The 18,276-nt window shown below is 69.1% G+C and carries 22 protein-coding genes; 14 read left to right on the top strand and 8 right to left on the bottom strand.

Annotated elements, in window-relative coordinates:
• Positions 1–94 precede the first annotated feature (94 nt).
• Entirely contained in the window at positions 95–754 is a 660-nt protein-coding gene (locus BST28156_RS15560) for a glutathione S-transferase family protein (protein WP_060240589.1), read from the top strand.
• A 100-nt stretch (positions 755–854) separates the two neighbouring features.
• On the opposite strand, the gene BST28156_RS15555 is transcribed toward BST28156_RS15560, so the two are convergent.
• From BST28156_RS15555 to BST28156_RS15535, 5 genes are all read right to left on the bottom strand, one after another.
• Positions 855–1,547: a phosphatase PAP2 family protein gene (locus tag BST28156_RS15555; RefSeq protein WP_174902647.1), complete on the bottom strand. Its 693-nt coding sequence runs from the start codon at positions 1,545–1,547 to the stop codon at positions 855–857.
• A 437-nt stretch (positions 1,548–1,984) separates the two neighbouring features.
• Entirely contained in the window at positions 1,985–2,623 is a 639-nt protein-coding gene (locus tag BST28156_RS15550; RefSeq protein WP_174902646.1) for a 2-hydroxychromene-2-carboxylate isomerase, read from the bottom strand.
• Positions 2,624–2,826: 203 nt separating this feature from the next.
• A complete protein-coding gene (locus BST28156_RS15545; RefSeq protein WP_174902645.1) occupies positions 2,827–3,360 on the bottom strand; it encodes an SRPBCC family protein in 534 nt (177 codons plus the stop codon).
• Positions 3,361–3,482: 122 nt separating this feature from the next.
• On the bottom strand, positions 3,483–3,968 hold the full coding sequence (locus BST28156_RS15540; RefSeq protein WP_060240592.1) for an SRPBCC family protein: 486 nt from the start codon (positions 3,966–3,968) through the stop codon (positions 3,483–3,485).
• Positions 3,940–4,308: an ArsR/SmtB family transcription factor gene (locus BST28156_RS15535; RefSeq protein WP_174902644.1), complete on the bottom strand. Its 369-nt coding sequence runs from the start codon at positions 4,306–4,308 to the stop codon at positions 3,940–3,942. Before BST28156_RS15535 ends, BST28156_RS15540 begins: the two co-directional genes overlap by 29 nt.
• Before the next feature lie 202 nt (positions 4,309–4,510).
• Between BST28156_RS15535 and BST28156_RS15530 the strand changes: the two genes are divergently transcribed.
• Both BST28156_RS15530 and BST28156_RS15525 read left to right on the top strand, forming a co-directional pair.
• On the top strand, positions 4,511–5,041 hold the full coding sequence (locus BST28156_RS15530; protein ID WP_174902643.1) for a GNAT family N-acetyltransferase: 531 nt from the start codon (positions 4,511–4,513) through the stop codon (positions 5,039–5,041).
• A gap of 55 nt (positions 5,042–5,096) precedes the next feature.
• Entirely contained in the window at positions 5,097–5,675 is a 579-nt protein-coding gene (locus BST28156_RS15525) for a hypothetical protein (protein ID WP_174902642.1), read from the top strand.
• 37 nt (positions 5,676–5,712) lie between these two features.
• On the opposite strand, the gene BST28156_RS15520 is transcribed toward BST28156_RS15525, so the two are convergent.
• On the bottom strand, positions 5,713–6,297 hold the full coding sequence (locus tag BST28156_RS15520) for a TetR/AcrR family transcriptional regulator (protein ID WP_174902641.1): 585 nt from the start codon (positions 6,295–6,297) through the stop codon (positions 5,713–5,715).
• Positions 6,298–6,632: 335 nt separating this feature from the next.
• On the opposite strand from BST28156_RS15520, the gene BST28156_RS15515 reads away from it, so the two are divergent.
• The gene (locus tag BST28156_RS15515) at positions 6,633–7,337 is read left to right on the top strand and encodes an SDR family oxidoreductase (protein ID WP_174902640.1); all 705 of its coding nucleotides are present in this window, start codon (positions 6,633–6,635) and stop codon (positions 7,335–7,337) included.
• A gap of 87 nt (positions 7,338–7,424) precedes the next feature.
• Here BST28156_RS15515 and fabV read toward each other — a convergent pair whose 3' ends face one another.
• Positions 7,425–8,627, bottom strand: coding sequence for an enoyl-ACP reductase FabV (gene fabV, locus BST28156_RS15510; protein WP_174902639.1), 1,203 nt, complete (start codon positions 8,625–8,627; stop codon positions 7,425–7,427).
• Positions 8,628–8,841: 214 nt separating this feature from the next.
• Here fabV and BST28156_RS15505 point away from each other — a divergent pair, with 214 nt between their 5' ends.
• The 6 genes from BST28156_RS15505 (at position 8,842) to BST28156_RS15480 (ending at position 14,334) form a co-directional block, all read left to right on the top strand.
• Positions 8,842–9,375 carry a GbsR/MarR family transcriptional regulator gene (locus BST28156_RS15505; protein ID WP_151065233.1) on the top strand — a complete coding sequence of 178 codons (534 nt, stop codon included), beginning with the start codon at positions 8,842–8,844 and terminating at the stop codon, positions 9,373–9,375.
• Between the two features lie 131 nt (positions 9,376–9,506).
• Positions 9,507–10,766 (top strand): SDR family oxidoreductase, encoded by a 1,260-nt coding sequence (locus BST28156_RS15500; RefSeq protein WP_174902638.1) that lies wholly within the window; start codon positions 9,507–9,509, stop codon positions 10,764–10,766.
• Positions 10,763–11,233, top strand: a complete 471-nt coding sequence (locus BST28156_RS15495; RefSeq protein WP_009687287.1) for a DUF2269 family protein — start codon at positions 10,763–10,765, stop codon at positions 11,231–11,233. Before BST28156_RS15500 ends, BST28156_RS15495 begins: the two co-directional genes overlap by 4 nt.
• Before the next feature lie 54 nt (positions 11,234–11,287).
• A complete protein-coding gene (locus tag BST28156_RS15490) occupies positions 11,288–12,151 on the top strand; it encodes a thiol-disulfide oxidoreductase DCC family protein (RefSeq protein ID WP_174902637.1) in 864 nt (287 codons plus the stop codon).
• A complete protein-coding gene (locus BST28156_RS15485) occupies positions 12,148–13,596 on the top strand; it encodes a TIGR01777 family oxidoreductase (RefSeq protein ID WP_174902636.1) in 1,449 nt (482 codons plus the stop codon). The genes BST28156_RS15490 and BST28156_RS15485 overlap by 4 nt, the downstream gene beginning before the upstream one ends.
• Positions 13,597–13,710: 114 nt before the next feature.
• Complete coding sequence (locus tag BST28156_RS15480) at positions 13,711–14,334, top strand: glutathione S-transferase family protein (protein WP_174902635.1); 624 nt, start codon at positions 13,711–13,713, stop codon at positions 14,332–14,334.
• Positions 14,335–14,433: 99 nt separating this feature from the next.
• Here BST28156_RS15480 and BST28156_RS15475 read toward each other — a convergent pair whose 3' ends face one another.
• Entirely contained in the window at positions 14,434–15,837 is a 1,404-nt protein-coding gene (locus BST28156_RS15475; RefSeq protein WP_174902634.1) for a serine hydrolase domain-containing protein, read from the bottom strand.
• 177 nt (positions 15,838–16,014) lie between these two features.
• Here BST28156_RS15475 and BST28156_RS15470 point away from each other — a divergent pair, with 177 nt between their 5' ends.
• The 4 genes from BST28156_RS15470 to BST28156_RS15455 all read left to right on the top strand — a co-directional run.
• The gene (locus BST28156_RS15470) at positions 16,015–16,434 is read left to right on the top strand and encodes an HIT family protein (RefSeq protein WP_060240601.1); all 420 of its coding nucleotides are present in this window, start codon (positions 16,015–16,017) and stop codon (positions 16,432–16,434) included.
• A gap of 255 nt (positions 16,435–16,689) precedes the next feature.
• On the top strand, positions 16,690–16,854 hold the full coding sequence (locus tag BST28156_RS15465; protein ID WP_009688803.1) for a hypothetical protein: 165 nt from the start codon (positions 16,690–16,692) through the stop codon (positions 16,852–16,854).
• A gap of 152 nt (positions 16,855–17,006) precedes the next feature.
• Entirely contained in the window at positions 17,007–17,666 is a 660-nt protein-coding gene (locus tag BST28156_RS15460; RefSeq protein WP_174902633.1) for a methyltransferase family protein, read from the top strand.
• Between the two features lie 368 nt (positions 17,667–18,034).
• Positions 18,035–18,276: YMGG-like glycine zipper-containing protein (locus tag BST28156_RS15455; protein ID WP_496350115.1), on the top strand; the 242-nt coding region annotated here is incomplete at its 3' end.

The following is an 18,276-nucleotide window of genomic DNA, read 5'->3' as shown; positions in this document are numbered from 1 at the left end:
CACGCATGTCGAATCGGCCGGCCGTCGTTCGTCGTCACGGTATCCGACCATGCGGTGCCACGACACGGCGCCCGAACTCCACAGAGGCCGCGCAATGATGCCGACGCTTTACGCCCATCCGTTTTCGTCCTACTGCCAGAAGGTGCTGACCGCGCTGTACGAGAACGGTACGCCGTTCGATTACCGTCTGCTGCCGCACGACGACCCGAAACCGATGCAGGAGCTGGCCGCGCTGTGGCCGATGAAGCGTTTTCCGGTGCTGGTGGACGCAGGCCGCACGATCATCGAGGCGACCATCATCGTCGAGTATCTCGGGCTCAAATATCCGGGGCCGGTGCGCTTGCTGCCCGAGGATCCGAACGACGCGATCGAGGTGCGGATGATGGATCGTTTCTTCGACAACTACGTGGCGACGCCGCAGCAGAAGGTCGTATTCGACGCGCTGCGTCCGCAGGCCGAGCGCGATGCGCGGGGCGTTGCCGACGCGCGCGCGATGCTGGAAAAATCGTACGCATGGCTCGACGCGAAGATGGCCGATCGCGAATGGGCGGCCGGCGACCGCTTCAGCCTCGCCGACTGCGGCGCCGCGCCGTTCCTGTTCTACGCGGACTGGACCCACCGGATCGATCCGTCGTTCGCGAACGTGATTGCGTATCGCAAGCGTTTGCTTGCGCGGCCGTCGTTCGCGCGGGCCGTCGACGAGGCGCGGCCGTTCCGTTCGTTCTTTCCGCTCGGCGCGCCGGATCGCGACTGACGCGCGCGGGTGCCGCGCGGCGCGAGGCCGCCGCGTGCGGCCGGCAGCGCAGGCCCGGTCGGCGGAACGACAGCAGCGGCAGCATCGCAAAGCCCGCGCGTCACATCGCATGCGTCGCCGACTGTGCGAGCGTCAGCAGTTCGTCGAACTGCGTGATCAGCTCGAAGCACAGCAGGAACGCGAGCGTATAGGCGGGCGCGGGGAAGCGCCGGATCGTCTGCAGTACTTGCGGCGCGAAGCGCGAACGGATCACGTCGCGCGTCAGCAGCCACGTGATCGCGACGCCGATGGCCGCGCCCGCGAGCAGGTCGGTCGGGTAGTGGAAGCCGAGATACGCGCGCGGCAGGCAGATGAACACGACCGCATACAGCAGTGCGAGCACGCCGACGCGGCGCGCGATGATGAAGATGCCCGTCGCGATCGCCATCCACAGCATCGCGTGATCGCTCGGGAACGAACTCCAGGCCTGCAGCGTGGCGGCGCGCAAGCCCGCGGACGGGAAGTGCAGGTGCAGCTCGGGGTTGTAGATCGGCCGCACGCGGAACGGCAGCACCTCGGCGAGCAGCCGGCCGATCGCGAGCGCGACGAGGCCGCTTGCGAGCGTCGCGACGACCAGCTCGCGTTGCCGTTCGCGGTGCGGACCGGGCTGGAACCACAGCCAGCACAACACGGGGACGAGCACGAAGCCCTTGAACGTGTACAGGCCGGCGATCACGCGAATCGCGTGATTCATCAGTGGACCGAACGTAATGTGCGTGAGAAAGATCTGGATCGCGGTGTCGAAATTATTCATGTTCTGTGACCCCGACGGACGCGCCGCGCATGACGAGCGGCCGGCAGGATCGGGAAGCGCGCTCGCAGCGGAGCGCAATGGGTGGCAAGTATGTCACCCGTTATTTCGAAGAAAATGCGAAAAAATACCGGGAATCCCCTGATAAAACGGCGGCGACGAGATGGGGCCGGATTGGACGAGGCCGTGCCGCAAGGCGGGTGCGAATCGTCCGACGTTTGCGCCGGCACGCTTCACGCGGCGTGAAAAATGTCGGACCGAACCGGACGATTCGACGACGCGATGCGGATCTTGCATCGGATGAGCGAATGCGTTTGCGTGCTGCGCGAACTTGTCGTGCAGGGCGGGATCGCGAATGCACCGGTCGAAAATAAAAAGAAAAGGCGGGCAAGCCCGGTCGGGTTTGCCCGCGTTGCCTGCGGTCGCGGTTGCCGGTGCGGTCAGCCGCGCCGGATGCCTTCGGGCAGCGTGCTGATGCGGCGCACCTCCTGCGAGTCGAGCCACGCGCGCGACGTGGCGCAGTCGACGAACATCGCGGTCGCGTCTTCGCCCCAGAACAGGTCGCCGTCGAGTTCGAAGGTCGGCACGCCGAACACGCCGTGCGCGATCGCCTGATCGGTGTTCGCACGCAGCGCATCCTTCACCGGCTGCGCGTCGACGGCGCTCACGCCTTCCGGAAAGCCGACCGCGTCGCACAGCGCGGCGAAGCCTTCCGGCGACGCGACATCGTGACCGTCACGCCAGATATAACGGAAGATCTGCCGGATTGCGTCGCGCGAGCCGCCCATCGCGATCGCGAGGCGCAGCGGCCGGATCGGGTTGAACGGATGGGCGGGCGGCATCCGGAACGGGATGCCGAGCTTGTCCGCGCGATATTGCGCGTGGCGGTAGGTGAAGATGCGCTTCGCCGCGATCTCCGCGGGCGCCTTCTGCCCCCAGTGCGCGAGCAGCGCGCCGAGCACGATCGGTTTCGGCTCGAAGGTTGCAGCGGGCGGCAGCCGGTCGAACTGTTCCTGTTGCAGGTAGGCGAACGGCGAAACGAAATCGAAATACCACGTTGCGATGCGCGCAGCGTTCATCGGGCGGGTCTCCTCGTGCATGTCCGGATCAGGGGGCGCCGGCCGGGTGACGGGGCGGTCGACGCACGCGGGTGACGGCCAGTGTCGCATGGTCCGGCGCTTCGCGTCGCGCGGCACGCCGGACGCGGTGGCGGTGGGGCGGCATGCGCGCCGGGCATCGTACGACGTGCTGCACCTGCGACCCGCACGGCACGCCGGCCCGGTCAAGACCGCAGCCGCCCCTCGCCGCTTTCCACCAGCGCCGCGAGCCGCGCGAGCGCCATGCGCCAGCCGGTCTCGTTGTCGGCGGCCGGCACGCCGGGCGGCACGCCGTCGTGCGTGGCGTCGACGCGTGTACCGCCGTCCTCGTCCGACAGCGTGATCGTGATCGTCATTGCGCCGCGCAGCATCGGATCGTCGGTTTCGAATACATCGATTTCGACGATCCGCTCGTCCGGCACGAGCGTCACGAAGCGGCCGTGATAGGTGTCGGTGTGCGCGGTGGTCTTGCCGACGCCCGCCGCAGGGCCGCCTGCCGCAGGACCGCCTGCCGCAGGATCACCTGCCGCAGGCGCTTCATAAGTCAGCGAGACCCGCAGCGCGCCGCCTTCGCGCGCGTCGTACGCATGCACGCGGCAGGTCATGCCGTCGGGCACCTTCCATTGCTCGACCGCGTGCGGATCGAGCAGCGCGCGGTAGACGCGCTCGCGCGGGGCATTGACGTGCCGGCTGATTCGGGTCGAGTGCGCATGCAACATGGCCGCCTCCTCCGGAGCGCGCGGCGGCGCGGGCTGCATGCCCGCGTCCGCGGCGGTCCTGTGTCGAATCGTAGGCGCGCGCGCGGCGCCATGCAATGGCGGCGCCGTGCGCGTGCCGACGTTCAGCGCAGCGCGGCGGCGAAGTCGTCCAGTTGCGTGATGCAGATGTTCCAGCCCTCGAAAAAACCGAGCGCTTCGTGGCGATCGCGCGTCGCCGCGTCGGGATGCATCACGCGCGCCTCGTAGCGGCAGCCCGCGTCGTCGTCGGCCATCGTGACGATCGCGGTGAAGCCGAGCCACGGCACCTGCGGCCGCCAGCCGCCGGTCAGCATCGACGTGAATGCGATGCGCGATTCGGGCACGATCTCGAGAAAGCAACCGGGGTTGTCGCTCGTGCCGCCGTCGGGGCCGCGCATGAAGGTGTAAAAGGCGCCGCCCGGCCACAGCTCGAACGCGCGGACTTCGGTCGTCCACGGCTTCGGGCACCACCATTCCTTCAGCAGTGCAGGATCGGTCCATGCGCGCCACAGCGCGCTGCGCGGCGCGCGCAGCGTGCGCGTGATCACGAGGTCGCGGCTTTCATCGGGTTCGACGTGGCTTGCTGACATGCGCTTGCTCCTCCTGATGGCGGCGTTCGACGAATTCGACGAGACGGTCCGAGCGCGCTTCCCACAGCGCACGCTGCGCGGCGAGCCACTGCTCGGCCTCGGTCAGCCGGCTGCCGACCAGTTCGCAGGTGCGCGAACGGCCGGTTTTGCGGGTCCGGACCAGGCCGCTGCGCTCGAGCACCGCGACATGCTTCATGAACGACGGCAGCGCCATGTCGAACGGCGCGGCCAGCGCGGAGACGGTCTGCTCGCCGTGACCGAGCGCGCCGACGATCGCGCAGCGCGTCGGATCGGCGAGGGCGTGGAATACGTCGCTGATGCCGGGTTGAAAGTTAGCCATGGGGCTAAGTATAGGCGGTGCGGCGGGACGGTGCAGCGGGAATTTTCGTCGCGTAGCATGATGCGGCGGCAACGCGCGGATCGAGCGGCGCGTTGCCGAATGCCTGCCGCTGTCGCGCAATGTCGCGCGTCGCCGGCTTGCTTGCCGAACCGGGCCGTGCCGATTGCCGAGCGCATGCGCCCGCCCGACTACCGGAGTGCGAATGACCGAACCTGTTACCGTGCGTCGCGTCGAGGCGCGCGATGCGATGGCCAGCGTCGATGCGCTGGCCGACGTGCTGATCGATTGCGTCGAAGGCGGCGCGTCGGTCAGCTTCATGTTGCCGATCGCGCGGCCGACCGCCGTCGCGTTCTGGACGCGCGTGGCCGAAGGCGTCGCGAACGGCGAGCGGATCCTGCTGATTGCGGAGGACGCGGCGGGCCGGATCGTCGGCACCGTGCAGGTCGTGACCGCGCAGCCGGAGAACCAGCCGCATCGAGCCGATATCGCGAAGATGCTGGTCGCGCGGCACGCGCGCCGGCAGGGTGTCGCCGCGCGCCTGATGGCCGCGGCCGACGCGGCCGCGCGCGAGGCCGGCAAGACCGTGCTGGTGCTCGATACCGTGACGGGCGGCGACGCCGAGCGGCTCTACGAGCGGGCCGGCTGGCAGCGCGTCGGCGTCGTGCCGAACTACGCGTTGATGCCCGATGGCGCGCCGTGCGCGACGACCTTCTTCCACAAGCAGCTCGCGTAGCGGCGGCGTGCGTCGTCCCATGCCACGCCAACCCTCACGTCGCCGGCCGAATTCGATGAAACGTACCCATGTCGCGCTGGCTGTCGCCGGCCTGCTCGTCGCGCTGCCGATCGCCGCGTATGCGTTCGTCAAGCCGTTGCGCGTCGTCGCGCCCGCGCTGCTTCCCGGCGTGTCCTGCCCGCGTGCGGACATCTGCACCGACGATCCCGCGAAGCTCGACGTCGCGCAGCGCCTGTACGACGACGGCTCCGCGCGTGCGGCGGCGGCGGTCGGCGCGTTCCGGCAGGCGCCGCGCGTGGTGTTCTGCTCGACCCGCGCGTGCGCCGACCAATTCGGCCTCGGCGAGCGGGCGGCGCTGACGCTCGGGAATTTCGGCGTGGTCGTCGCGCCGCGCGGCTGGCAGACCTTCTTCGTCGCGCACGAACTGATTCACCACCGCCAGGCCGAGGTGCTCGGCAACGTGGCCGTCGCGACCAAACCGCGCTGGCTGATCGAAGGGATGGCCTATTCGCTCAGCGGCGATCCGCGTCGTCCGCTGAAGGAACCGTTCGAGGCGTGGCGCGCACGCTTCGACGCGTGGCATGCGACGCTCGGCGCGCAGCCGCTGTGGGACGCTGCGCGCGCGGTCGAATAACGGGCCGCCGGGTGTGCGCGGGCTGCCGCGCCGCGCGTCACGCCGGCGCGGACGGCGCGTCGGGCGAATCGACGAGCGCGTGGCGTCCCGCGTCGAGGATTTCGTCGGCGAATGCCGGATCGACGCCGGCAACCGCGCGCGACAGCACGAGCGTGCCGACCATCTGGCTGAACATCGCGATCGCGTCGCGCCGGCTTTGCTCCGCCGTCGCGCCGTCGGTGGCGACCTTCGCCGCGAGCCGGTCGAGATACGCGGCGAGGCCCTGCGCATAGCACGCGCGCGCCGCGTCGGTCAGGCGCGGCGCGTCGCCCGCGAAGCCGGACAGCGGGCAGCCGGCTTCGACGTTGTCGCGATGCGCGTCCGACAGGTACGACGCGACCTGCTGCGCGACGCTGCCGGCACCCGGCGAATCCGCGCGGTCCGCCATCGCCTTTTCCAGCACCGCCGCGACCAGTGCGTCCTTCGACTTGAAATGGTTGTAGAAGCCGCCCTGCGTGAAGCCGGCTTCCTTCATCAGCTCGGTCAGCCCCACCGCGTCGACGCCGCGTGCGCGGAACAGCCGCTCGGCGGCCGCGACGATCGCGCTGCGGTTTTCGGCGGCCTGCTGTCTCGAAACGCCCATCGATTCCTCCCTGATTTCGCCGATCGCGTCGATTGAAAAACACAATGGCAGTCACCATTGACGTGCCCGAATCGCATCGGCACAATGCACCGCAAAGACAATGGCGATCGACATTGATATCGAGTGTAGCCGACTTCGCGATCGACGCGAAGCGGGCTGCGCGGCACGCAGGGCGATCGGCACGGTCTTGGGCGTCGGCGGGGCGGCAGATCGGCGCAAGCGCCGGCCCTGCGTCGACGCAACGGTTCGGTACGCATCGGCAAGCTCGTTTCCACCGGATTCCACGCGCGCGGCGAGCCGGCGCGCAGGCGATCCATCACGCGAAAGGAAGGATCATGAAGATCGAAGGGGCAGTCGTTTTCGTGACGGGCGCGAATCGCGGGCTCGGCCGCGAATTTGCGAAGCAGGCGCTCGAAAGAGGCGCGCGCAAGGTGTATGCGGGCGCGCGCGATCCGGCCGGCGTGACGCTGCCGGGCGTCGTGCCGGTGAAGCTCGACGTGACCGATCCGGCGTCGGTGGCCGAGGCCGCCGAGGCGGCGCGCGACGTCACGCTGCTGATCAACAACGCGGGCATCGCGCGGCTCGGCAGCCTGACGGACGACGGTGCGGTGGTCGCGCTGCGCGATCACTTCGAAACCAACGTGTTCGGCGTGCTCGCGATGGTGCGCGCGTTCGCGGGCACGCTGGCCGGCCACGGCGGCGGCGCGATCCTGAACGTGTTGTCGGTCGCGAGCTGGGTGAACCGGCCGATCCTGTCGGGCTACGGCGTGTCGAAGTCGGCGGCGTGGGCGCTGACCAACGGCCTGCGTTATTCGCTGCGCGAGCAGCACACGCAGGTCGTCGGGCTGCATGCCGGCTTCATCGATACCGACCTGACGCGCGGGCTGGACGTGCCGAAGGCGACGCCGGCCGACGTCGTGCGCCAGGCGTACGACGCGATCGAGGCGGGCGCGGAGGAAGTGTCCACCGACGAATTTACGCGGCAGGTGAAGGCCGGGTTGTCGGCGGGGATCTATCTGGAGGAAGGCGCGCCGCTTTGACGGCGCGACCGGCGAGCGTGGCGGATGGCCCGCCGGCGCTCGCCGCCCGCCTGCCGCCCGCGCGATCGCGCGCGGCAGGCCGGCCGGTCAGGCCGTGACGTCGATCAGACCCGGGATCTTCACGTCCGGGTTCACGTCCGCGTCGTAGTCGACGCCGGCGATCTCGAAGCCGAACAGACGCAGGAAGTCGGTCTTGTAGCCGGCAAAATCGGTCAGCTCGTACAGGTTGTCGTTGGTGACCTGGTCCCACAGCGCGACGACCTTCGCCTGAATCTGCAGATCGAGTTCCTTGTAGTCCGCGCGCAGGCGGCCTTCGTCGTCGACGTGCGGCGTCGCGCCGTACAGGCTGTCCTTCAGCAGCCCGTAGACCTGCTCGATGCAGCCTTCGTGCGTGCCGGCCTCCTTCATCACCTTGAACAGCAGCGACAGGTAGAGCGGCATCATCGGGATCGCCGAGCTCGCCTGCGTGACGACGGCTTTCAGCACCGACACGCGGGCGTCGCCGCCGTGCGCGGCCAGCTTGTCGCGGATCGACAGCACCTTCCGGTCGAGATCCTTCTTCGCTTCGCCGATCGAGCCGTTCCAGTAGATGTCGTGCGTGATCTGCTCGCCGAGATACGTGAACGCGGTCGTCTTCGCGCCGTCGGCCAGCACGCCGGCCTCGTCGAGCGCGTCGATCCACATCTGCCAGTCCTCGCCGCCCATCACGGCGACGGTGCCGTCGATCTCTTCCTGCGTCGCGGCCTCGAGCGCGGTTTCGCGGATCACTTCCTTGTCGGTGTCGATGCCGCGGAAGCTGACCGACTTGCCGATCGGCTTCAGCGTCGAGCTGATGGTTTCGCCGGTCTTCGGATGCGTGCGGCGCGGTGCGGCGAGGCTGTAGACGACGAGGTCGACCTTGCCGAGATCCTGCTTGATGGTGTCGATCGTGACCTGCTTGACCTTGTCGGAGAACGCATCGCCGTTGATGCTGCGCGCGTAGAGGCCCTTTTCCGCCGCGAACTTCTCGAACGCGGCGCTGTTGTACCAGCCGGCCGTGCCGGGCTTGGTGTCGCTGCCGGCGCGCTCGAAGAACACGCCGAGCGTGTCCGCGCCCGCACCGAATGCGGCCGAGATCCGGGCGGCGAGGCCGTAGCCGGTCGACGCGCCGATCACGAGCACCTTCTTCGGACCATGGGCGATCGGGCCGTGCGAAGTCACGTAGTCGATCTGTTCCTTGACGTTGGCTTCGCAGCCGACGGGATGAGTCGTCACGCAGATAAAGCCACGCACGCGCGGTTTGATGATCATGGAAACCTCTTGTCTGAAAGGCGGCAACGGCCTGAAAACGGAAAAATCCCGCGCATTGTAAAGGAAGCGGCGAATCGCGGGCGGGCATGGCCGCCCGCGCCGCGTGCCGGCGCGTCGCGGCGGCCAGGGTCGGACCACGGGATGCGCGCATCCGGCGGCGGCTTCGGCTATTTCTCTCTTGACAGAAATAACTGAAAAACCTAAATTTCGCGACATGGAACTCACACCGATTGCCGAACGATTCATTCTTCACTGGGGCGAAATGGGCTCGCGGTGGGGCGTGAACCGCACCGTGTCGCAGATTCACGCGCTGCTCTACCTCGCCGGCCGGCCGATTGCGGCCGACGAGATCGCGGAGACGCTGAACGTCGCGCGCTCGAACGTCAGCACGAGCCTGAAGGAGCTGCAGGCATGGCGGCTCGCGAAGGTCGTCCACGTGCTGGGCGATCGCCGCGATCATTTCGAGACGTCGACCGACATCTGGGAGTTGTTCAAGCTGATCGTCGAAGGGCGGCGCCAGCGCGAGATCGAGCCGACGCTCACGGTGCTGCGCGATTGCCTGACGAGCCCGGAGATCGCCGACGAGAGCCGCGAGACCGAGCAGCGGATCCGCGACACGCTGCAGTTCGTCGAGACGCTGACGACCTGGTCGGACGAGATGCTGCGGCTCAAGCCCGATACGCTGATGAAGGCGCTCGGCATCGGCGCGAAGATCAGCCAGACGGTCAGGCGCAAGTCGTCGAAGTAACCTGCGCGGGCGGCAGCCCGCTTTTTTTGCGATGAATATTTCTGTTTGTACAGAAATAACTGTAAATAGAGGATGAAAATGAACAGGTCCGTCCCGCTGGTGTTCCGGTTCCCCGCGTCGGAGCGTGCGGCATGAACGTGCTCGTATGCGGCGCGAACGGCTTTATCGGGCGGGCGCTGTGCACGCAGCTCGAAGCGCGCGGTCATCGCGTGCTGCGCGGCGTGCGCGCAGCGGCCGGCCCGCGCGACATCGCGATCGATTTCGCGAAGGACGTCGACGTCGAGCCGTGGCTCGACCGGCTGACGCGGCACGGCGTCGAGGTCGTGGTCAATGCAGTGGGTATCCTCGGCGACCGGCGCGACGCGACGCTCGACACCGTGCATCGCGCGGCGCCCTGCGCGTTGTTCGCGGCCTGCGTTCGCGCGGGTGTGCGGCGCGTGATCCAGATCTCGGCGCTCGGTGTCGAGCGCGGCGACTCGCGCTATTTCGCGAGCAAGCTGGCCGCCGATCGTTTTCTGCGCACGCTGCCGCTCGATGCCCGGATCGTGCGTCCCGCACTCGTGTACGGCGCGGACGGCGCGTCGGCGCGGTGGTTCCGGATGCTGGCGAGCCTGCCCGTGCACGGGCTGCCGGCCGGCGGCCGTCAGGTGCTGCGTCCCGTGCACGTCGACGATCTCGCCGAATGCGTCGCGCGGCTCGTCGATGCGCCGGCGCGCGGCGACGCGATCGTCGACGTGGTCGGCGGCGACGAAGTCGAGTATCGCGAGATGCTGAGCGCCTATCGCGCCGCGATGGGCTTGCCGCCCGCGCTGCGCGTGACGCTGCCCGGCGCGCTGGTCGGTGGGGCGGCCGCGCTGTCGGGGCTGATGCCGGGCGCGATGCTGACGCGCGACACGTGGACGATGCTGCGGGCCGGCAACACCGGCGACCCGGCCGCCACGGTCGCGCTGCTCGGGCGGCCGCCGCGCGGGCTGCGCACCTTCGCCGGCACGGACGCGGCCGCGCTGCGGCGCGACGCGTTCGCGATGTGGCAGCGCCCGCTGCTGCGGGGCGCGCTCGCGATCGTATGGATCTGGACGGCCGTCGTTAGCGCGTTCGTCCATCCGTTGAACGACAGTCTCGCGCGGCTCGCGCTCGCGCACCTGACCGGGCTGCCCGCGCAGGTCGCGCTTTATGCGGCGTGCGCACTGGATTTCGCGTTCGGCGTCGCGACCGTCGCCGCGCCGTCGCGCCGCCTGTGGCTCGCGCAGGGCGCGCTGATCGTCGCGTATTCGGCCGTCATCGCGGTCACGATGCCCGGCCTGCTGGCCGAGCCGTTCGGGCCGGTGCTCAAGAACGTACCGATTCTCGCCATCCTGTCGATCCTGTTTGCCGGAGAAGAACGCTCGTGAATACCTATCTCGTCGTCAAGACGCTGCACATTCTGTCGTCGGTGCTGCTGGTCGGCACCGGGTTCGGTACCGCGTTCTACCTGTTCTTCGCGAACCGCACGCGCTCGGTGCCGGCGATCGCGGCCGTGTCGCGCCTCGTGGTGCGCGCCGACTGGTGGTTTACGACGCCGGCCGTGATCTTCCAGCCCGCGTCGGGGCTGTGGCTCGCGCATACGGCCGGCTGGCCATGGCATGCGCCGTGGCTCGCTGCATCGCTCGTGCTGTACACGATCGCGGGCGCATGCTGGCTGCCGGTCGTATGGCTGCAGATCGAACTGGCCGCGATGGCGAAGCTCGCGCACGCGAACGGCGACGCCGCGCTGCCGGAGCGGTACTGGCGCTATGCGAAGCGCTGGGAGCGGCTCGGCTATCCGGCGTTCTTCGCGATGCTGGGCGTCTATTTCCTGATGGTGCTCAAGCCGATGTGACCGTCGATCGATGCATCGGGTCGCGGTTGCCGGAATAAAAAAGGAGTGCAAAGCATGAAAGCGGATCAACTGGTGCTGTATTTCGATGGCCGGTGCCCGTTATGCGTGGAGCAGGTGCGGCGTCTCGGCGCCTCGGACACGCAGCGCCGGCTGGCGTTCGTCGACATCGCCGGGCCCGGTTTCGATCCCGCGCCGCCAGGCGTCGATCGCGCGGCGCTGAATCGCGAACTGCACGGCCGCCTGCCCGATGGACGCATCGTGGCCGGCGTGGACGCCATCCTGACGGCTTATGCGCTGGCCGGCCGCCGCTGGCTCGTGTGGCCGCTTCGCGTGCCGGGAATGCGAAGCGCGCTGGCGGTGCTGTATCGGTGCGTCGCCCGCAATCGACATGTACTGTCGCGCTGGCTCGGGTATCGGGCAGCCGAGGCCTGCGACTCGACGGGGTGCACGTGCGGAGCGGATCGCACCGGTGCCCGGATCCACGAACACGACCGCGCGCGCCGCGTCGCGGTGAGCTGGATGGTCGGCGCGGCGATCGTGCACCTGCTCGTCGGTGCGGCGCTGCCGTGGATCGCCGGTTCGCCGCTGCTCGACGGCTATCACATCGGCATCGAACGCCACTTCTGGGCGGCCGCGGCGCCGGTTCCCGCGCGCCTTCAGCAGCTGTGGTGGATGTCGCTGCTCGGCGCGACGCTGCAATGCCTGTCGATCTGGATGCTGGCGCTCGTGCATCTCGGCAACCGGCTGCGCAGGCGGGCCGTATGGGGATGGCTGCTCGCCGGCCTGCTGGTCTGGGCGCCGCAGGACCTGATGATGTCGTGGCATGCAGGTATCGGAATCAATATCGCGGCGGACGTGGCGGCGCTGGCCGCGCTGGTGCCGCCGCTCGTCTGGCTGTGGAGGAGGGACGCCGCATGAACGGCTTGCCTGCTTTCGACTGGGCCATCGACCTGCTGATCGTGCAGGGCGCGATGGGCGCATTCGACACGCTCTATCATCACGAGCTCACGCAGGACCTGCCGCACCGGCCGCATGCGCGGCGGGAACTCGCGATCCACGCGGTGCGGTCCGTGCTCTACGGTCTCGTGTTCGCGTCGTTCGCGCGGCTCGCGTTCCATGGCGCGTGGGTGGCGGCCATCGCGGCCGTGCTCGGCGTCGAAGTGCTGCTGACGCTGTGGGATTTCGTCGTCGAGGACCGCAGCCGCAAGCTGCCGGCGACCGAGCGCGTGCTGCATACGCTGCTGGCCGTCAACGGCGGCGCGCTGATCGGCCTGTATGCGATGCAGCTGGCCGACTGGGCGCAGGCGCCGACCGCACTGCACGTCGTCGATGCCGGATGGCGCGGCGCGCTGCTGACCGTGTTCGCGATCGGCGTGACCGCGTCGGGCATCCGCGACGGCATCGCCGCGTGCCGGATCGCGCGGCGCGCGCCGGTCGCCAATCCGTTCGACGGGCTGTCGCCCGGCAACGTGCTGGTCACCGGCGGCACGGGTTTCATCGGCGAAGCGCTCGTCAACCGCCTGCTCGACGCCGGTCATACGATCACGCTGCTGACGCGCGATCCGCTGCGCGCCGCGTACCAGTTCCACGGGCGCGTGCGCAGCGTGACGTCGGCTGCGCAGCTGCGTCCGCACGAGCGGTTCGATACGGTCGTCAACCTCGCCGGCGCACCCGTGCTCGGCGCGCGCTGGAGCAAGCGCCGGCAGGCGCTGCTGCTCGCCAGCCGCGCCGGCGTCACGCGCTCGCTGATGCAATGGGTCGAGACCGCCGAAGTTAAGCCGCGCACGTGGATACAGGCTTCCGCGATCGGCTACTACGGTGTGCGCGCGCCCGATGAACGGGTCGACGAAGACAGCCGTGCCGGCAGCGGGTTCATGTCCGAGCTGTGCCGGCAATGGGAGGCGTCTGCGCAGCCGCTGGCGCGTCACGGCGTGCGTACTGTCGTGCTGCGGCTCGGCATCGTGTTCGGTCCCGGCGGCGCGCTGCGGCCGATGCTGCTGCCGCACTACGTCGGCTTCGGCGGCCGTCTCGGCGACGGTGCGCAGGTGATGAGCTGGATTCATCGCGACGATGTGCTGCGGATCGTCGCGCGCGCGATGTCGGATCCGCGCATGCAGGGCGTCTACAACGCGGTCGCGCCCGCGGCGCTGAGCCAGCGCGAATTCGTGCAGGTCGTCGCGAAGGTGCTGCGCCGTCCCGCATGGCTGCACCTGCCGGCCGCGCCGCTGCGCTGCGCGATGGGCGAAATGGCCGAACTGCTGCTGGACGGGCAGCGCGTGACGCCTGCGCGGCTGCAGCAATACGGCTTCGTGTTTCGGTTCCCGACCGCCGAGCACGCGCTGCGCGACCTGACCGGACGGTAGTGTGCGGTCGAGGGCTGTGGTTTTCGACGAGGTCGTGTATAACTTCGACGGTAAGGCGTCCGCGGTGCTCACGCGTCGCGGGCGCTCCGCATTCCGACCTCACAAGGAGCCCGCATGCTGCAGATACTCGGCAAGATCCCGTCCATCAACGTACGCAAGGTGCTGTGGCTGTGCGCCGAGCTGAACCTGCCGTTCGAACGCGAAGACTGGGGCTCGGGCTTTCGCTCGACCGACGATCCGGCCTATCTCGCGCTGAATCCGAACGGTCTCGTGCCCGTCATCAAGGACGGCGATTTCGTGCTGTGGGAATCGAACACGATCCTCCGCTATCTCGCGAACCGCCATGGCGACGCGTCGCTTTATCCGGTCGAGCCGCAGGCCCGCGCGCGGGTCGACCAATGGATCGACTGGCAGGGATCGGACCTGAATCGCGCGTGGCCGCCCGCGTTTCTCGGCCTCGTGCGCAAAGCGCCCGAGCATCAGGATCCGGCCGCGATCGCGCAGTCGATCGCGAACTGGACGAAGCACATGCGCGTGCTGAACGCGCAGCTCGAGGCGACCGGCGCGTTCGTGGCCGGCGATCGGTTCACGCTGGCCGATATTCCGATCGGGCTGTCGGTGAACCGCTGGTTCGGCACGCCGTTCGAGCACCCGGACTTCCCGGCGGTGAGCCGCTATGTCGAGCGGCTCGCGACGCGCGAAGGGTTCAAGACCTACGGCGGCAGCGCGAACCCCTGACGCGCCGCGGTATCGGCGGCCGGTGCACGGGCGAGAGCCAGCCGATACCTCGGTCGGTCGTGCCCACGCTGCGCGGGTACGCGTTACCCGCGTTGCCCGCTATCCGCCGGCCGGCGGCAGCGCGTCGAGCACGCGCGCGAGAAACGCCTCGTGATTCCACGCGGATTCGGGGCGCGACAGCCCGAGCCGCACGACCACCAGCTGCCGGCTCGGCACCACGCTGACGAACTGTCCTTCGTGGCCGACCGCATGAAACGCGTCGGCCGGCATCGCGCTCGCATGCGGATCCCGGTCGTTGAACGGTTCCGGCACCTTGACCCACAGATGCGCGCCGAATTCCTGGCGCGGCGACAGTGGCGTCGCGCTCGCCATGTAGCGCACCCAGCCTTCCGGCAGCAGCCGCTGCCCGTTCCATACGCCGTCCTGCAGCAGAAGCTGGCCGAAGCGCGCCCAGTCGCGCGCGCTCGCATACATGAACGACGCGCCGGCCAGCGTGCCGGCCGCATCGGGCTCGAACACGGCGCTGCGCATCCCGAGCGGCGCGAACAGCGCGCGCCGCGGGAACGACAAATAGTCTTGCCCGCTGCCGCCCAGCGCGTCGCGCATCACGCGCGCGACGATCTCGGTCGTGCCGCTCGAGTAGTACCACTGCGTGCCGGGCTGCGCGGCGAGCGGCATGGTCGATGCGAACCGCGCGGTATCGGGCTGCGTGAACAGCATCACGGCGACATCGGACAGCGGGTCGTCGTAGTCCTCGTTGAAGTGCAGGCCGCTCGTCATCCGCAGCAGTTCGTCGAGCGTGATGGCCGCGCGCGGATCGCCGCGGCCGCGCCATTCGGGCAGCAGCGCCGATGCGTCCGGCGACAGCCGGTGCTGCGCGACGAGCGTGCCGACCAGCGCGGCCGTCACGCTCTTCGTCATCGACCAGCCGGGCAGCGGCGTGTCGGCGGTGAAGCCGGGCGCATAGCGCTCGGCGATCACCTCGCCGCGCCACATCACGACGACCGCGCGCGTGCGGCGCGGCCGCGCCGGGTCGGGCTCGTCGAATGCGCGGTCGAGCGCCGTCCGCAGCTTGCGCGCGTCGATGCCGGCCGGCAGTGCGGCGAGCGGCTCGGGTCGGGCGGGCGGCGGATCGGGGAACGGCGGCAGCGCGGCCGGCAGTGCGCCCGGCGACGGCCCGAGCACGAGCGTGCAGCCGAGCCCGGGGCGGAATTCGGCGTCGCGTTCGGCGAAGCCGGCGAAGGTCGCGCGGGCGCGATGGTGCTCGGCATCGATCGACGGCCGCACCAGCTTCAGCAGCGGATGCACGCCGGCCATGATGTCGACGTCGATTACCGACGCGGCCGGCCGGCCCGACACGAACACGCCCGAACACAGCGCCTTGGCCGCGTAGCCGGTGGCGATCGGCGCGAGCCGCGACAGCATGTAGCCGGCATAGCCGAGCGCGGCGACGAGCGCGACCGCGAGGCCGCGTCGAATCAACGGTTTGACGGGGATCGTCATGCGCGAGCGTCCTCGATGGCGTGCCGGCCGGCAACGATCCGGCAGTGTCGCAGGTTCGGGCGACGGGTGGCAATCGCGGCTGTATGACGCGCGGCGCCGCGAGTTGAAATCGGGCCGCGCATCGGCCGATAATCGTCCGACATCGATCTCCCAGCCAACCGTTACCGGAAAAACGCCATGTCCTACGACAACAACAACCCGTTCGCAAAAATCCTGCGCGGCGAACTGCCGTGCGTGAAGGTCGCCGAAGACGACGCGACCGTCGCGATCATGGACCTGATGCCGCAGGCCGACGGCCACGTGCTCGTGATCCCGAAGGAGCCCGCGGCGCAGATCTTCGACCTGTCCGGCGACGCGGCCGCGGCGAGCATCCGCATGACGCAGCGCGTCGCGGCGGCGGTGCGTGCGGCGCTCGAACCGGACGGCCTGTTCATCGGCCAGTTCAACGGCGCGGCGGCGGGCCAGACGGTCGCGCACGTGCACTTCCACGTGATTCCGCGCTCGGAAGGCGTCGAATTGCGGATGCATGCGCGCGACATGGCCGATGCGGCGACGCTCGAATCGATCGCGCAGCGGATCCGCGCGCACTTCGTGTAACGCGCACGACGGCGGGGCCGCGCGCTTGCCGGCCGCCGCGTCGCTGCCATCTGTTTCAGCGGTCATGCGAGGTAATACGTGTAACCGCGCACGAAACGCGGCCCGGAAAGCCGCGCGCTAGACTCGGCGCATTGCTTCATCGAGCGACGGGAAGGGCGGATCGCCGCTTCGTCCGGCCGCCGCGCGCACCGCGGCGGCGCGGCCTTCGCACGATGCCATTCGTCTTTCGTGTTGTTTAGCGCCGGGATCCGAGCCATGACCAGACTACTCCTCACGCTTGCCCTGATCGGCGGCCTGTCCGGCTGCTATGTCGCGCCGCCTTACGGATATGCGCCCGCGCCGGCGTACTATGGCTATGCGCCCGCGTATTACGCACCGCCGATCAGCGTCGGCATCGGCGGCAACTTCCGGATTCGCTGAGCGTCCGGCGGGCACGGCTGTTTGCCCGTGTGCCGGACGAACCGGTCCGGCGTCGCCCGCATGACGACCGGTGCGGCGCGTCACGCGCCGCACGCGCATCGTTCGCCCGGGATCCTATACTTCACAGGAAAACGCATCCCGGCGAGGCAGCGATGGCACTCACGCCCAAGGTCGCGATCCTGTCGAGCGTGTCCACGCTCGTCTACCTCGGGCTCGCCGTGCTCGGCATCGGCGGGTTCGACGCATTCTTTTCCCATCCGCCGCTGGTCGTGATCGTCGTCGCAACGCTCGCGATGGCCGTCGTCGCGATGTTCACCGAAGGCAACCTGAGCGCCGGCGAGCGCGAAAGCCGCGACAACCGCTGGGTGCTCGCGGCGTTCGCGCTGTTCGGATTGCTGCTCGCGTATCTGCCCGCGCTGACGGACCAGCTCGATTTCTGGACGTTCGGCGGCGATGCGCTGCGATGGATCGGCGTCGTGCTGTATGTCGCAGGCGGCGCGCTGCGCATCTGGCCGGTGTTCGTGCTCGGCAAGCGCTTCAGCGGGCTCGTCGCGATCCAGCCGGGCCATGCGCTGGTGACGGACGGCATCTACCGGCGCATCCGCAATCCGAGCTATCTCGGCCTGCTCGTCAATGCGGTCGGCTGGGCGTTCGCGTTCCGCTCGGGCGTCGGCGTGCTGCTGGTCGTGCTGATGCTCGTGCCGCTCGTCGCGCGCATCCGTGCCGAGGAGGCGCTGCTGCGCTCGCAGTTCGGCGCCGAATACGACGCGTATTGCGCACGAACCTGGCGACTGATTCCCGGCCTGTACTGACTTCTTCACTGCCTCCGGCGACGGACGAGTGCCGGCGTCGTCGCGTGCGGCATGCGCGGCATCCGGTGTCGCGACCGCGCGACACCGTGCCCGGTCGGCATCCTGCTTCGGAGGGACGGAACCCGTATCGAAGCCCGCGCCGACGCGGGTTTCAGCCGGCGTGTCCGGCTCCGTGTATACCCGCGTTTTCCGTAAACAACTTGTTACCAGAATCCCGGGGTCAAGAGCGCGGGACCGGTGCTATTCTTCGCCGCAAGCTCATTGAAATGAATTGGTCCGGGGTTCGGCACAATGCCTGAATCGGCGTCGATCGGTTCAAATCACCGTACCGAGCGCACCTTCGATAACCAACCAGGAAGAATACGGGCATGTGGAAGAAGATCGCCCCCACTCTCGTCGTCGCCGCTTTCGTCGGCGCGACTTCGCTGCCGGCAGCAGCTAGCGATTTGAACAACGCGCTTGGCGGCGCGCTCGGCGGGGTAGCCGGCGCAGCCGTCGGCGGCGCGGTCGGCGGCAGCACCGGCTCGGTGATCGGCGGCGCGATCGGCGGCGGCGCAGGCGGCGCCGTGACGTCGAACCGTCGCGAGCGCACCGGCGCGATCATCGGCGG

It is taken from the genome of Burkholderia pseudomultivorans, assembly GCF_902499075.1.
Lineage (GTDB): Bacteria > Pseudomonadota > Gammaproteobacteria > Burkholderiales > Burkholderiaceae > Burkholderia > Burkholderia pseudomultivorans.
Note: the sequence above shows the minus strand (reverse complement) of the source record. Positions and strands in the feature narration are given on the sequence as shown.

Excerpts from the sequence above, each read along its gene's own strand:
- BST28156_RS15560 (WP_060240589.1), top strand. The coding sequence starts at position 95 with ATGATGCCGACGCTTTACGCCCATCCGTTTTCGTCCTACTGCCAGAAG.
- BST28156_RS15555 (WP_174902647.1), bottom strand. The coding sequence starts at position 1,547 with ATGAATAATTTCGACACCGCGATCCAGATCTTTCTCACGCACATTACG.
- BST28156_RS15550 (WP_174902646.1), bottom strand. The coding sequence starts at position 2,623 with ATGAACGCTGCGCGCATCGCAACGTGGTATTTCGATTTCGTTTCGCCG.
- BST28156_RS15545 (WP_174902645.1), bottom strand. The coding sequence starts at position 3,360 with ATGTTGCATGCGCACTCGACCCGAATCAGCCGGCACGTCAATGCCCCG.
- BST28156_RS15540 (WP_060240592.1), bottom strand. The coding sequence starts at position 3,968 with ATGTCAGCAAGCCACGTCGAACCCGATGAAAGCCGCGACCTCGTGATC.
- BST28156_RS15535 (WP_174902644.1), bottom strand. The coding sequence starts at position 4,308 with ATGGCTAACTTTCAACCCGGCATCAGCGACGTATTCCACGCCCTCGCC.
- BST28156_RS15530 (WP_174902643.1), top strand. The coding sequence starts at position 4,511 with ATGACCGAACCTGTTACCGTGCGTCGCGTCGAGGCGCGCGATGCGATG.
- BST28156_RS15525 (WP_174902642.1), top strand. The coding sequence starts at position 5,097 with ATGAAACGTACCCATGTCGCGCTGGCTGTCGCCGGCCTGCTCGTCGCG.
- BST28156_RS15520 (WP_174902641.1), bottom strand. The coding sequence starts at position 6,297 with ATGGGCGTTTCGAGACAGCAGGCCGCCGAAAACCGCAGCGCGATCGTC.
- BST28156_RS15515 (WP_174902640.1), top strand. The coding sequence starts at position 6,633 with ATGAAGATCGAAGGGGCAGTCGTTTTCGTGACGGGCGCGAATCGCGGG.
- fabV (WP_174902639.1), bottom strand. The coding sequence starts at position 8,627 with ATGATCATCAAACCGCGCGTGCGTGGCTTTATCTGCGTGACGACTCAT.
- BST28156_RS15505 (WP_151065233.1), top strand. The coding sequence starts at position 8,842 with ATGGAACTCACACCGATTGCCGAACGATTCATTCTTCACTGGGGCGAA.
- BST28156_RS15500 (WP_174902638.1), top strand. The coding sequence starts at position 9,507 with ATGAACGTGCTCGTATGCGGCGCGAACGGCTTTATCGGGCGGGCGCTG.
- BST28156_RS15490 (WP_174902637.1), top strand. The coding sequence starts at position 11,288 with ATGAAAGCGGATCAACTGGTGCTGTATTTCGATGGCCGGTGCCCGTTA.
- BST28156_RS15485 (WP_174902636.1), top strand. The coding sequence starts at position 12,148 with ATGAACGGCTTGCCTGCTTTCGACTGGGCCATCGACCTGCTGATCGTG.
- BST28156_RS15480 (WP_174902635.1), top strand. The coding sequence starts at position 13,711 with ATGCTGCAGATACTCGGCAAGATCCCGTCCATCAACGTACGCAAGGTG.
- BST28156_RS15475 (WP_174902634.1), bottom strand. The coding sequence starts at position 15,837 with ATGACGATCCCCGTCAAACCGTTGATTCGACGCGGCCTCGCGGTCGCG.
- BST28156_RS15470 (WP_060240601.1), top strand. The coding sequence starts at position 16,015 with ATGTCCTACGACAACAACAACCCGTTCGCAAAAATCCTGCGCGGCGAA.
- BST28156_RS15465 (WP_009688803.1), top strand. The coding sequence starts at position 16,690 with ATGACCAGACTACTCCTCACGCTTGCCCTGATCGGCGGCCTGTCCGGC.
- BST28156_RS15460 (WP_174902633.1), top strand. The coding sequence starts at position 17,007 with ATGGCACTCACGCCCAAGGTCGCGATCCTGTCGAGCGTGTCCACGCTC.